Genomic DNA, 13296 nt, shown 5'->3' on the forward strand with positions numbered 1-13296 from the left:
TAGCAGGTAGTAAGTAGCAGCTTGATTATAGGCGAGAGCGCGTTAATCCTATTCACTATTCACTATTCACTATTCACTATTCACTACGGCCTATTCGCTCTCCCGATGTGGCGAAGAACGACATCGGCGGCGATGTCGCCGGAGGGCCTGTCGGTGGCCATGCGTCTGGCAACCTCGCCAAAGCCGTCCTTTTGCCAGGCGCGGTAGGCGGTGTCTGAAAACAGTGCCTCGAGCTGCCGCGCCAGATAGTGCGGCCGCACATACTGGTTGTAGCTTTCCGGCACGACCGGCCGGTCGGCAATAAGGTTGGGCAAAGCAGCGCTCCACACCGTGATCAGGCTCTGCGCCATCAGCATGATCGGATCGAACTTGTAGCAAGAGATCATCGGTACACCCGACAACGCCAGTTCCAGCGACACCGTTCCTGACGCGATCAGCGCCGCATCGGCCTTGCCGAAGGCCTGCCACTTGCGCTCGGGATCGAGGATGACTTCCGGCTCCTGATCCCAGCGCGCCACCGATGTTTTGACCAGTTCGGCGACATGCGGCACCGTCGGCAGCAACAGCCGCAGCCGGTGGCCACGCGCGCGCAGCGCCGACACCGTCTCGCCGAACGGACCGATAAGCCGGCTCACCTCGCCGCGCCGCGACCCTGGCAGGACGAGCAGCGTCTTGACGTGATCGGCCGAGAGATCGCGTGGCTGGGCTTGCGCCCTGGCCGCGCCCAGCACGCCTGGATCATGCGTGAGGCGATGTCCGACGTAAGTGCCGGGCGGGCCGCCGAGACGGCTGAGCTCCTTTACCTCGAAAGGCAGGATGCACAGTATGTGGTCGACATACGGCTTCATCGCGGCCGCCCTACCCGGCCGCCACGCCCAGACGCTCGGGCAGACATAATGGACGATCGGGATCGACGGATCGGCGGCGCGGATCTTTTTGGCGACGCGCAGCGAGAAATCGGGGCTGTCGATGGTGATCAGACAGTCGGGTTTTTCGGCGGCAACAGCACTTGCCGTCTGGCTGATCCGCCGCATCAGGCGCGGCAAGTCACGGAGGATGGCGCTGAGCCCCATCAGCGCGATCTCGGCGCCGTCGAACAGCGGCGCCAGTCCGAGCGCCTGCAGATGCCGCCCGCCAGTGCCGACGAGTTGCACCTCGCGCCCGGTCATGCGCTTCAGCGCCTGCACGATGTCGGCGCCCAGCAGGTCGCCGGATTCTTCGCCGGCGACGATGGCAATCTTCAGCGGCTTCTCAGCTGCCATGGACAGACTCCGCAGCCGGCAGGCCGAACACGAACAGGCCGAGCGCATTGGCGCGCGCGACAACGGCGGGGCCTTCGAGGATGAGCGAACGGCCGGCTTCGACGGCAATGCCGGCCAGCCCCGCGGCATGCGCCGCCTCGACGGTCCGGGGGCCAATAGATGGCAGATCGGCACGCAATTCCTGGCCAGGCTTGGCGCATTTGACCAGGACACCGCGCGTCTTGCCGGCCAGCCTGCCATGGCCGCGCAACTGCTGCGTCCGCTCGAGCAGTCCGTGGGTGCCCTCGACGCCTTCCAGGGCAACAGTGCGGCCACCGATGGCAATTGCCGCCTGACCAATGTCGAGCGCGCCGATGGCCTTTGCCGCCGCGTGTGCCGCCTCGATATCGCGCCAGTCGGACTTTCGCGGCGCTGCTTTGGTCAGCGGCCCTTCGGCCGCGACGAGCCGGGGCACGACTTCATGCGCACCGACAACCTTGACGCCCCGTGCCTCCAGGCCGCGGGTCAATATCTTCAACAGCCCGTCATCGCCGCGGGCAAGCGCCATGGCGAGCGAGGGTATAAGTGCCAGTAGCCCAAGGTTCGGACGCATGTCGACCAACCGCGGCCTGCGCCTGATCTCGCCGGCAAGCACAAGATGGGTGATTCGCCGGCGCCTCAGCAACGCAACCAGCGAGCCGATGTCTTCCAGCGCAAGGCTTTCATGCTCATAGATTGTGAGGTCGGACTGACGGTCGGCCTGACCTTCGACCAGGATGATGACGGGCGGATGTCCGGCCTCCGCCAGGCCGGCGGCAACTTCGACCGGCAAGCTACCGCCGCCGGCAATGATGCCGACCCTGGCGTCCGGCGCAAGATCGAGGCCCGTTGAAGTGGCCTCAGCCTTCGTCATCGGCATCGTCGCCGTCGCCACCCTTAAGCGACGGGACGGCAAAATGCCGCTTGCCGCGACTGGTGATGAAATCGATGATTTTCATGGCCGTCGGCGACGACGCAAACTCGGCCTTGGCGAATTCGATGTTCTCGCCGACAGTGCGGGAGCGGTCGAAGATGGTCTTGTAAGCCTTGCGCAGCAGGTAGATTTCGGCGCGCGGCAACCCGGCGCGCTTCAGGCCGATGATGTTGAGTCCACGCAGGCTGGCGCGATTGCCCACCGCAATGGCGTAGGGAATGACATCGCCGACAAAAGCCGAGCAGCCGCCGAGAAAGGCGTTGTCACCAATACGCACGAACTGATGAACGGCGCTGAGGCCGCCAATATAAACGCTGTCACCGACCTCGCAATGGCCGCCCAGGGTCGCGCCATTGGCGAAGGTGGCGTTTTTACCGACGACGCAATCATGGGCAATGTGGGCATAGGCAAGGAAATTGCCGTTGTCGCCGACGGTCGTCTCACCGCGGCTGGAATCGGTGCCGAGATGCATGGTCACGCCTTCGCGGATCGTGCAGTGCTGGCCGATGACCAAAGTGGTGCGGCCGCCCTTGTGCTTGGTGTTCTGCGGCGGTCCGCCCAGTGTCGCCATTGGATAGACCTTGGTCGCGGCGCCAATGGTTGTCGCGCCCAGCACCGAGACATGGCTGACCAGTTCGACGCGGTCACCGATCACGGCGTCAGCGCCGACATAGCAGAAAGGTCCTATTGCGGCGCCTTCGCCGACCTGCGCGCCGGCCTCGATGACGGCCGAGGGGTGGATTGAAGTCTGTATTTTCATGAGCATTTCGAACCGTCAGCCGGTAACCATCATTGCCGAGATCTCGGCTTCGGCGGCCTTTGTGCCCTCCACCATGGCCTCGCAGGCGAATTTGAGCAGGTTGCCGCGCATCTTGATTTTCTTGACGTGGATTTTCAACTGGTCGCCCGGGACGACCGGTTTGCGGAATTTCGCATTATCGATGGTCAGGAAATAGACCAGCGACGGCTTTTCCGTGTTGAGGTTACGGATGCAGATCGCGCCGGCGGTCTGCGCCATGGCCTCGACGATGAGCACGCCCGGCATCACCGGCTGATCCGGGAAATGGCCCTGGAAATGCGGCTCATTGATGGTCACGTTCTTGATGCCGATGGCAGAATCATTGCCGTCGATTTCGATGATGCGATCGATCATCAGGAAGGGATAGCGATGCGGTAAAAGCTTCATCAACCCCAATATATCGACCGCTTCGAGCGTCGCCGGCACCATCTCAGCTACTTCCCCCTTCGCCCTGCTTGCGCGTCCTGGCGAGCTTCCTCAGCATGGCGATCTCGCGCATGGCTTCCGCCATCGGCTGCGCCGGATAGCCTCCCCAGATCTCGCCCGCCGGCACGTTGCTCATGAACCCGCTTCTTGCAGCAAGCTTGGCCCCTGATCCGATGGTCAAATGATCGGCAAGGCCAACGCCGCCGCCCATGGTGACACCATCACCGACGGTGACGGAGCCGGAAATACCAGAGAGCCCGGCAATAATGCAATTGCGGCCGATGCGAACGTTATGGGCGATCTGCACCAGATTGTCGATCTTGGTGCCCTGACCGATGACCGTATCCGACATGGCGCCGCGATCGACGGTCGTGTTCGAGCCGATTTCGACATCGTCCTGGATGATGACGCGGCCGACCTGCGGCACACGCTCAGGGCCTTTGGCGCCACCGACAAAGCCGAAGCCGTCCTGGCCTATCCTGGCGCCGCCATGAATGATGACGCGGTTGCCGATCAGCGCATACTGAACACTGACACCCGGCCCAATGTAGCCGTCACGGCCGATCTGGCAGGAGGGGCCGATAACGGCGTGGGGGGCAATGACCGTTCCGCTGCCGATGGAAGCGCGGGGGCCGATGACCGCTCCGGCCTCGATGATCGCCCCGGCCTCGATATGCGCCGAGGCATCGACATGAGCTTGCGGCGAGACCCCGGTTTCGCTGGTCATCGGTCCCGGCGTAGCCGCCGTCGGGAACAGCAGCCGGCCGATCATGGCGAAGGCCTGCTGCGGGCGCGGATGAACCAGAACCGCAATGCCTGCCGGCGCCTTGCCCGCGAACTCGGCGGGACAAAACACGGCCGCCGCCTTCAGCGACTGCATCAGCGCGAAATTGCGCTTGCCGTCGACGAAGACGAGCGCACCCTCGCCGCCTTCATTGGCTGGCGCCAACGCATCGATCGATATGTGGGCAAAATCGGAATCGACAAGCGATGCGCCGGTCAGATTCGCGACTTCGCCAGCCGTATACCGGCGTGATGGCGCGAAGAACACCGGATCGGTCATTCCAGAAGCAATATCCAGCTAGGTCGGATCAATTCTCTTCCGGACCCCAACGGCCCGGAAGCATCGTTACCCGCGCATCAGAAGCGGCTCGACATGCCGAAGTTGAATTCCTGCACGTCGTCGGTCTTTTCCTTCTTGACGGGCATCGCGTAGTCAATGCGGATCGGGCCGAAAGGCGATGACCACAACAAGCCGACACCAACCGAAGCGCGCAACTCTAGATCAGTTGAAGCTTGAGTAACCCCGGCGACGTTAATCTTGCTGCCATACAGTGTGGCGGCATCAGCAAACACGGCGCCGCGCACACCAAAGCTTTCCGGAATGACCGGTATCGGGAACTGAGCTTCCGCCGACGCATTGAAATAGGTGGTGCCGCCGAGGTGGTCACCCGTTGCAATATCCGCAGGACCGATGCCACCATACTCGAAGCCGCGGATCATGCGGTCGCTGCTCTGGAACTGATCGAAGATACGCAGGCCGTCACCGCCGAAGCCTTGGATATGGCCGGCGCCGCCTGAGATCAGGCCGACCAGGTCCAGCTGTTCGGACAACGTCTGGTAGACAGTCCCACGACCGGTAACCTTTACGAATTTGGCATCGCCACCAAGGCCGGCAACTTCCATGGTCGTGGTGGCGTAGATGCCTTCATGCGGGCTCTTCATGTCATCGATGGTGTTGTAGACCAACCCAAGGCTGACCGACGACTTGATCCAAGGGCTTTCATCAATTCCCTGGACGATTGCCGCAGATACGTTGCAGTCCGCGTCGGGAATCCCGTCGCCAGGGGCGTTGCCCGGGACGGCAGGATTGTTATCGCAACCGTCGTCGAGCTTGTACTTCTCCTGGGCGATATTGTACGCCAACTGCGTCGAGATGTTGTCGGTGATCGGCAGGCCGAAGCGCACCGTCGCACCCAGCGTCTCGCTGTCATAGTGGTCGTAGTTGCGTGTCTGCTGGAAGATGTCGAAGCCGGCAGCGATACGGCGCCCGAGGAAATAGGGCTCGGTGAAGGACAGGCTGTAGTCGCGCGAATTCTTGCCACCACCCGCCGAAACCTTGATGTACTGGCCGCGACCGAGGAAGTTGCGCTCCGCAACCGAACCTTCGACGGACGGACCCGCAGTGTCGCCACCGGTCGAATATCCTGCGCCAACCGAGAACTCGCCGGTCGATTTCTCGACTACGTCAACCACGAGCACGACCTGGTCTGGCTCAGAACCCGGGACAGTCGAAACGTCGACTTTCTCAAAGTAATCTAGCTTTTCCAGCCGCTTCTTCGCGCGCTGGATGAGTACCTGGTTGAAGGCGTCGCCTTCGCTGACATCGAACTCACGACGAATGACATAGTCGCGCGTGCGGTCGTTGCCGCGGATTTCGATGCGCTCGATATAGGCCTTGGTGCCCTGGTCGATCGTATAGACGACCGAAATGGTGTGGTTCTCGAAGTTGCGATCACCGCGCGGCGTCACCTGGGCGAAGGCATAGCCCGAACCCGCGACCTTTTCGGTCAGCGCGATGATGGTGTCCTCGACATTCTTGGCGTTGTAGACGTCGCCCTTGTGGGTCTGAACCACCGATTCCAGCGCCTTCGAGTCGACTTCGGGAATGGTGCTCTCGACGCTGACGTCGCCGAACGTATAGCGGTCGCCTTCCTGGACGGTGATGGTAACGGTGTACTGGTTGGTCGTGTCGTCGAGCTCGCCGACGGCTGAGACCACCTGGAAGTCGGCATAGCCGTGATTGTAATAGAAGCGGCGCAGCGATTCCTGGTCGGCGCGGAGCTTGTCCTCGTCATAGACGTCGTCACGCAGCACGAAGGACAAGAAGCTCGAGCGCTTGGTTGCGATGACGTCGGACAGGCGGCGGCTCGAATAGGCGCTGTTGCCGACGAAATTGACAGCGGCGATCTTGGTGCGGCCGCCTTCGTTGATGTTGAAGACCACGTTCACGCGGTTGTCGCCGAGATCCATGATCTGCGTCGTGACAGCGGCGTCATCCCGGCCAATTCGCCTGTAGGCAGCCTTTACCGCCTCGACATCGGAGTCCAGCGTTGCCTGCGAGAACGTCCCGCGCGGCTTCAACTGCACGGCGACTGCCAGCGCGTTGTCCTTGAGCTTCTTGTTGCCCTGGAACAGAACCTGGTTGACGACCTGGTATTCGGCAACCTTGACTACCAGCGTCGAACCGACCTGATTGATCTGCACGTCCGAGAACAGCCCGGTGCCGAACAGCGCCTTGACCGCATCGTCGATATCGGCGCTGGAAAACGCCTTGCCCGGCTTGATCGTGATGTAGTTGCGGATGGTGTCGGCGTCGACACGCTGGTTGCCGCTGACCTCGACTCTCGAGACAACGGCTGCCTGCGCCGCAGATGTGGCAACGAACTGCACGGCGAGCGCACCTGGTACAACCAGAGCGGCGGACATAGCCACCGCGGACGCGGCGCTCAAAAATTTGGATGCTGCCTTCATCGGGCTTTTGTACCTTTTCTCGAAGTCCCCACGGCGAGAAAACCGGACGTGCGGTAATTTCTCCTACCGTATTAACCGGATTTTCCCTACACGCAAGGCTTCTGGTTAATTTGTAATTACTTAACCCTGATGCGTGGCTTTCGCGTCACGCATACTCCCGTGCATGGTAAACGGCGTCTCAACATTGCCGGTGCTGAAGCCAAATTTCTTCATGATTTCAGCACCCAAACAGATCGTTCCAGAAGACGAAGCCCATAAATCCCAGCACCAGAAAGAGGCCGGCCCGGTATCCCATTTCCATCATCCGCTCCGATACCGGACGCCGGAAAACGGCTTCGAGTGCGTAGAACAGGAGATGGCCGCCGTCGAGGGGGGGAATCGGCAAAAGGTTCAGAATTCCGATCCCGACCGACAGGCCGGCGACGAGTTGCACCAGCCATAGGAAGCCCAGCTTTGCCGCCTGCCCCGACATCTTGGCGATCTTGATCGGGCCGCCCAGCTGGCATTTGTCTTCGCGGCCGACAACGAATCGCTGCAGGAACTGGCCGGTGCGCTGAATGACGTGCCCCGTCTCCTCGACCGCGGCGCCGACTGCTCCGACAGGGCTGTAGGTGATCAGCCTGGGCTGGCCGACATCCTTGTTGTTGACGACGCCGATGACGGCCACCTTGACCTTGTTGCCCAGTGCGTCCAGCTGCTCCATCGGCTCCGGCGTCGCGACGACCGTGACCTCCTTGCCCTCGCGCAACATGGTGAAGGTGATGGCGTCGCCGCCGCGGCCCGAAACTAGGCGCTGGACGTCGGCGAAGGTCTCAACCTTGCTGCCGTCGACGGCGACGAATCGGTCGCCTGGCAAAATGCCGGCCCTTGCGGCTGGACTGCCGGCGGTGACCGCCGCCACCATCGGCTCAAACACAGGGCGGCCATAGAGGGAAAACAGCACGGCAAAGACGGCAATGGTCAAAAGGAAGTTGAACAGCGGGCCGGCCACCACCGTGGCGGCGCGTTTCCAGATGGGTTGCGTGTGGAAGGCGACCTTGCGTTCAGCGTCAGTCAGCGTTTCCAGATCTTCCGAACTCGGCTGGCTCGACGTGGCGCTCATGTCGCCGACGAATTTGACATAACCGCCGAGCGGTATGGCGCAGAGCTTCCAGCGCGTGCCGTGGCTGTCGTTGAAGCCGAGAAGTTCGGGGCCGAAGCCGATCGAAAAGGCCTTCACGCCAATGCCGCACCAGCGGCCGACCAGGTAATGGCCCATTTCGTGAATGAAGACGACCACGGTCAGCACGAACAGAAACGGCACCAGCGTGCCGAGGACAAAGCCTTCCGTGCTGAAAAACGCGTGAAGAATTTCGTTCAAGTCATGCCCTCAAATTCACCCGCGGCAAAAGGTGTCGCCGCGACTGTGACATCAATCCAGGCGAATCCGTGGCGAGCGCCATTTCTTCGCCGTGAAATATCACTCAAGCCGGAAACAGCCCCTGCGCCGGATGATCGGCGCCCGCCGAAATCCAGCCGATCACGTATAGGGCAAAAGCCGCCGCGACAAGCCCGTCCACCCTGTCCATGACACCGCCATGCCCGGGTATCAACGCGCTTGAATCCTTGCGGCCGTGGCGGCGCTTGACCCAGGATTCGAAGAGATCGCCAGCCTGGGCAACAATCGACAGCACCAGCGCAACCAAGGCGAGGACGCCAAGATTGCCGGCCCCGGCGGCGGCAGCCAGAAGCACGCCGGCGGCCACGCCGCCGACAGCGCCGCCAAGCGCGCCGCTCTGCGTCTTGCCGGGGGATATAGATGGCGCGAGCTTGGGCCCACCGACGGAGCGGCCGACGAAATAGGCGAAGATGTCGGTCGCCCAGACCACGGCGAACAGAAACAGGATTGCGACCAGGCCGGGATGGTCGCCGCCGCGCAGCAGCGCCAGCGATAAGCCGGACAAAGCCGCGTAGGCAAGACCGGCTGCATCCCATTGCGCCGCTCCACGCATACGGGCGCCGACAGCAGCGACCACAACCATGGCCAGGACAAGAGACAGAAGCCACGATGCCGGCACGCCTGCAACCAGGGCGACGACGAAAACCAGAAGCAGCGCTTCGGGAATGAAGCCGAGGGTCGCACCGGCCAAGGGGCGCGACATGCGCGCCCATTCATAGAAGATGACCGCCGATATCCCGGCGCAAAGCAGGCGGAACCACAGCCCTCCCAACCAGGTCAGGCCAAGCGCTATTGCGGCCAGCACCAGCGCCGAGACGATGCGAAGCTGAAGATTGTTCATCCCGCCGCCGATCACGAGGCAGCGACATCTTGAGCGGCAAGCCCGCCAAAACGGCGCTCGCGGCCAGCAAAATCGCGCAATGCGTCGGCCAGGTGTTCGCGGCTGAAGTCAGGCCAGTAGCAAGGCAGAAAAACCAGTTCGCTGTAGGCTGCCTGCCACAGAAGGAAGTTCGACAGCCGAAGCTCGCCACTGGTGCGGATGACCAGCTCCGGATCGGGAATGCCTGCGGTGTCGAGGGCGCCGGCAAAAGTGTCTGCCGTGATCGCCTCTGCGTCGATCTCGCCGCGCGCCACTGCGGCTGCGAGCTTGCGTGCCGTGCGCACGATCTCGTCGCGCCCGCCATAGTTGAAGGCGATGACCAAGGTCAGCGATTCATTGCGCGCAGTCAGCGATTCGGCCTCTTCGAGCAGGCCCCTGATGTCCGGCTGCAGCCCCGCCCTGTCACCGATGATCCTGACGCGCACGCCGTTCTGGTGCAGTTCGGCCAGATCGCGACGGATGAACAGCTTCAAAAGCCCCATCAGGTCGCTGACTTCGGCCTTGGGCCGCGACCAGTTTTCCGACGAAAAGGCGTAGACGGTCAGGAAGGAAATGCCGAGACCGGGCGCGGCGCGCACCGTCTTGCGCAGCGCTTCGACGCCGGCGCGATGGCCGGCAAGCCGCGGCATGCCGCGCGCCTTGGCCCAGCGTCCGTTTCCATCCATGATGATCGCGACATGCGCGGGCGTTGCCATTGTCTCGCTTTCGGGCCGGTGTGGGCCGACCCTAGACCTGCATGATTTCAGCTTCCTTATCGGAAAGCAGGTGATCGATGGTGCTGATCGTTTCGTCGGTCAGCTTCTGGACCTGATCGGAGCGCTTGCGCTGATCGTCCTCGCTGATGTCGCCGTCCTTTTCCGCCTTCTTCAAGAAGTCCATGCCGTCGCGACGGACATGGCGCACCGCAACGCGGGCGTTCTCGGCGTAGCCATGCGAAATCTTGACCAGTTCCTTGCGGCGCTGCTCGTTGAGCTCGGGCAGCGGAATTCTGAGATTGGTGCCGTCGACGATCGGATTGAAGCCGAGATTGGATTCTCTGATGGCACGGTCGACCGCGCCGACCATCGACTTGTCCCATACCGAAACCGAGATCATGCGCGGCTCCGGCACCGACACGTTCGCCACCTGGTTGATGGGCATGGTGGTGCCGTAGGCCTGGACCTGGATGGCGTCGAGCAGATTGCTGGAGGCACGGCCGGTGCGCAGCGAAGCCAGATCGTGCTTGAAGGCGGCGATCGCGCCATCCATGCGCCGCTTGAGGTCGTCGAACTCACCACTCATCTTAGTCTCCTCGACCCGTTTGATCCGGGTTCAGTGCTTAGGGCCTATATTCGGACCCGCTTTCGAAAACTGATCCCCTTTTTAGGAGAGTATACTCCGGGTCACTCGTCGGCGACGATCGTGCAACGGCCGCCGCCCCGCAGAATATCGCCGAAACCACCTTTTTCGTGGATCGAATAGACGATTATCGGGATGTTGTTTTCGCGCGCAAGTGCAATTGCGGCGGTATCCATGATCGAAAGGCCCTTGTTGATGACTTCGGCATGGCTGATGCGCTCGAAGCGGGTCGCATTCGGATCCTTCTTGGGATCGGCCGAATAGACGCCGTCGACCTGGGTGCCCTTGAACAACGCGTCGGCGCCGATCTCGGCGGCGCGCAAGGCCGCGGCCGAATCGGTGGTGAAGAACGGATTGCCGGTGCCGCCGGCGAAAATGACGACCTTGCCCTGGTTCATATAGGCGGTGGCCTGGCGCTGGGAAAAACTCTCGCAAAGCTCCGGCATGGCGATGGCCGACAGCACGACGGCGTCGACGCCGATCTTGTTCAGCGAAGTACGCAATGCCAGCGAGTTGATCACGGTAGCCAGCATGCCCATGTGGTCGCCGGTGACGCGGTCACCGCCCTTGGAGGCTACCGCCACGCCGCGAAAGATGTTGCCGCCGCCGATGACGACACCGACCTCGATGCCGAGCGCGCGGGCTTCGGCGATGTCGGCGGCGATACGGTCTACGACCGAGACGTCGATGCCAAAATGCTGTTCGCCCATCAATGCTTCGCCCGACGCTTTCAGCAAGACACGTCGATAGAGGGGCTTTGCCGTCATCTGGACCTCGTCAGGTGCGTGTGGCGCGCTGGGCAGGACGCCTTTGCGCGGGGCGCCGCCAGCGCTGGCGCGATGTCGAGTTCCGATACACGAAGGGCGCCGCGATGTCACGGGCGCCCTTTGCTCAATTGCATCTGACTGTCGCGGCCTGTCAGTTGCTGGTGATACTGACGGCGTCGCCCTCGACAAGCTGTGGTGGCGCATAGCCGGACGGCTTGTCGCCGGTCACGGCGCCGCCGGTAACACGGACCTGTATCTCGGAACCGAAATAGGAGTGCGGAAATGGCGGCAGCGTCTTGCTGACCGAATCGAGGCGCTCACGAAGCGCTGCGGGTATGGTGAAATCCAGCGCCGCCAGATTGTCCTGCAGCTGCGCCAGCTTGGTCGCTCCAAGGATCACGGTTGCGATGCCCGGTTGGGTTGCCACCCAGTTGACCGCGACCTGCGCCATGCTTCGCCCAAGCTCGGCGGCGACCTTTTCGAGCTCCGCCACGATTAACCAGTTGCGCTCGGTAAATTTCCGGAAGCCCGGATGGGTGGTATTGCGGAAGCCGTCGAGCCGGCCGGCATTGCCGTCCTGTGTCGGCCGGTACTTGCCGCTGAGCAGGCCGCTAGCCAGCGGGCTCCACACCATGATGCCGGCGCCATGGCGGGTGCCGAAGGGCACGAACTCATTTTCGATCGAGCGCTCGGCCAGCGAATATTCGAGCTGCAGGGCCGACACTGGCTCATAGCCGCGCAATTCGGCGATCGTCTGCGCGCGGGCAGCATACCAGGCCGGCACATCGGACAAGCCGACATGGCGGATTTTGCCTGCACGCACGAGATCATCCATCGTGCGCATCACCTCCTCGGCCGGTGTCAGCCTGTCCCAGACATGCATCAGATAGAGGTCGATATAGTCGGTGCCCAGCCGCTTCAGCGAGGCGTCGACGGCGCGCAGGATGTTCTTGCGGCCGTTGCCGCCGGCGTTGGGATTGCCAGCTTCGGCGTTGAACGTGAATTTGGTGGCGATCACCGCTTTGTCGCGCAAGCCGCGTTCGGCGATGAATTCGCCGAGCCAGGTTTCAGCGGTGCCGCCGGTATAGAGATCGGCGGTGTCGAAGAAATTGCCGCCGGCCTCGACATAGGCGTCGACCAAGGCGCGGGCGGTTTGCCTGTCCGCGCCCCAGCCCCATTCGGTGCCGAAGGTCATGGTGCCGAGCGCCAAGCGGCTGACGCGCAGACCGCTGTTGCCGAGGGTGTAGTAGGTCATGGTCATGATGTCGTTCCGATCCGATTTGATGCCGGCTCACTGGCCGGGCGTGGTCTTGACCCAGTGGTTGCCGCGCTCATGCGTGGCACGGAAGGTGAAGCCGTCCACTTTCCAGCCGCCACCGGAGCGGACCAGATGATGCTCGTAGGTACCCCAGACTTCCCACAGCGGGTCGCCATTGCCTTCCATCCGGTTCCAGGCGTAGCCGTTGGAGGAGACGGTTGCGCTATCCGCTTCCAGAACCACCTGGTGATTGGTGCGCAGGTGCAAGCTGGTCTTGCTACCCTTGAGATTGCCGGCCCAGCCGCCGATCAGCTCGTCCGAGGCGATGGTGGCCGCGGGCTGGCCGGACAGGCTGCTGAAATCAGCGGTGACCCGATCCGCGAAATAGCTGCGCGCAAGCTTCCAGTCCTGCGCATCGACGGCACGGTCGATGGCATCGGCGATGCGGATGACGGCGCGTTCGTCGGCGAGCGCGCGCCAGCCGGACGGCTCGGCGCCGCCGGCATCGGCCGGCGCCAAAGCGAGGCCCGCGGCGAAGGTCATGTGTTTCAAGGCGTTCATGCTTCTTCTCCCTGGTGTATCGGCCACCGCCGACCTGTTAGCGACAATGTGGGCCGCGCAGCCGGCACCGAGAAGATTGAA

13 protein-coding genes are annotated in these 13296 nt (G+C 62.6%); all 13 read right to left on the minus strand.

Annotation, left to right across the window (positions count from 1 at the left end; genetic code table 11):
* Window positions 1–83: 83 nt before the first annotated feature.
* Window positions 84–1262 carry a lipid-A-disaccharide synthase gene (gene lpxB, locus NKI37_RS00430; RefSeq protein ID WP_023684699.1) on the minus strand — a complete coding sequence of 393 codons (1179 nt, stop codon included), beginning with the start codon at window positions 1260–1262 and terminating at the stop codon, window positions 84–86.
* The gene (locus NKI37_RS00435; protein WP_023684698.1) at window positions 1252–2154 is read right to left on the minus strand and encodes an LpxI family protein; all 903 of its coding nucleotides are present in this window, start codon (window positions 2152–2154) and stop codon (window positions 1252–1254) included. The genes lpxB and NKI37_RS00435 overlap by 11 nt, the downstream gene beginning before the upstream one ends.
* Window positions 2141–2974 carry an acyl-ACP--UDP-N-acetylglucosamine O-acyltransferase gene (lpxA, locus tag NKI37_RS00440; protein ID WP_023693447.1) on the minus strand — a complete coding sequence of 278 codons (834 nt, stop codon included), beginning with the start codon at window positions 2972–2974 and terminating at the stop codon, window positions 2141–2143. The genes NKI37_RS00435 and lpxA overlap by 14 nt, the downstream gene beginning before the upstream one ends.
* A gap of 15 nt (window positions 2975–2989) precedes the next feature.
* Window positions 2990–3442 carry a 3-hydroxyacyl-ACP dehydratase FabZ gene (fabZ, locus tag NKI37_RS00445; RefSeq protein ID WP_023684696.1) on the minus strand — a complete coding sequence of 151 codons (453 nt, stop codon included), beginning with the start codon at window positions 3440–3442 and terminating at the stop codon, window positions 2990–2992.
* 1 nt (window position 3443) lies between these two features.
* Window positions 3444–4502 carry a UDP-3-O-(3-hydroxymyristoyl)glucosamine N-acyltransferase gene (lpxD, locus tag NKI37_RS00450; RefSeq protein ID WP_023684695.1) on the minus strand — a complete coding sequence of 353 codons (1059 nt, stop codon included), beginning with the start codon at window positions 4500–4502 and terminating at the stop codon, window positions 3444–3446.
* Window positions 4503–4579: 77 nt separating this feature from the next.
* Window positions 4580–6973: an outer membrane protein assembly factor BamA gene (gene bamA, locus NKI37_RS00455; protein WP_023684694.1), complete on the minus strand. Its 2394-nt coding sequence runs from the start codon at window positions 6971–6973 to the stop codon at window positions 4580–4582.
* Window positions 6974–7190: 217 nt separating this feature from the next.
* Window positions 7191–8333: an RIP metalloprotease RseP gene (gene rseP / locus NKI37_RS00460; protein ID WP_023684693.1), complete on the minus strand. Its 1143-nt coding sequence runs from the start codon at window positions 8331–8333 to the stop codon at window positions 7191–7193.
* A 103-nt stretch (window positions 8334–8436) separates the two neighbouring features.
* Entirely contained in the window at window positions 8437–9252 is an 816-nt protein-coding gene (locus NKI37_RS00465) for a phosphatidate cytidylyltransferase (protein ID WP_023696555.1), read from the minus strand.
* An 11-nt stretch (window positions 9253–9263) separates the two neighbouring features.
* On the minus strand, window positions 9264–9986 hold the full coding sequence (locus NKI37_RS00470; RefSeq protein WP_023748403.1) for an isoprenyl transferase: 723 nt from the start codon (window positions 9984–9986) through the stop codon (window positions 9264–9266).
* 31 nt (window positions 9987–10017) lie between these two features.
* A complete protein-coding gene (gene frr, locus NKI37_RS00475; protein WP_023671027.1) occupies window positions 10018–10572 on the minus strand; it encodes a ribosome recycling factor in 555 nt (184 codons plus the stop codon).
* A gap of 101 nt (window positions 10573–10673) precedes the next feature.
* Window positions 10674–11396, minus strand: a complete 723-nt coding sequence (gene pyrH, locus NKI37_RS00480) for a UMP kinase (protein ID WP_023671026.1) — start codon at window positions 11394–11396, stop codon at window positions 10674–10676.
* 151 nt (window positions 11397–11547) lie between these two features.
* Complete coding sequence (locus NKI37_RS00485; RefSeq protein ID WP_352787797.1) at window positions 11548–12657, minus strand: aldo/keto reductase; 1110 nt, start codon at window positions 12655–12657, stop codon at window positions 11548–11550.
* Between the two features lie 30 nt (window positions 12658–12687).
* Window positions 12688–13215: a nuclear transport factor 2 family protein gene (locus NKI37_RS00490; RefSeq protein ID WP_352787794.1), complete on the minus strand. Its 528-nt coding sequence runs from the start codon at window positions 13213–13215 to the stop codon at window positions 12688–12690.
* Window positions 13216–13296 lie beyond the last annotated feature (81 nt).

Source organism: Mesorhizobium sp. M0626 (assembly GCF_040320665.1).
Classification (GTDB): domain Bacteria; phylum Pseudomonadota; class Alphaproteobacteria; order Rhizobiales; family Rhizobiaceae; genus Mesorhizobium.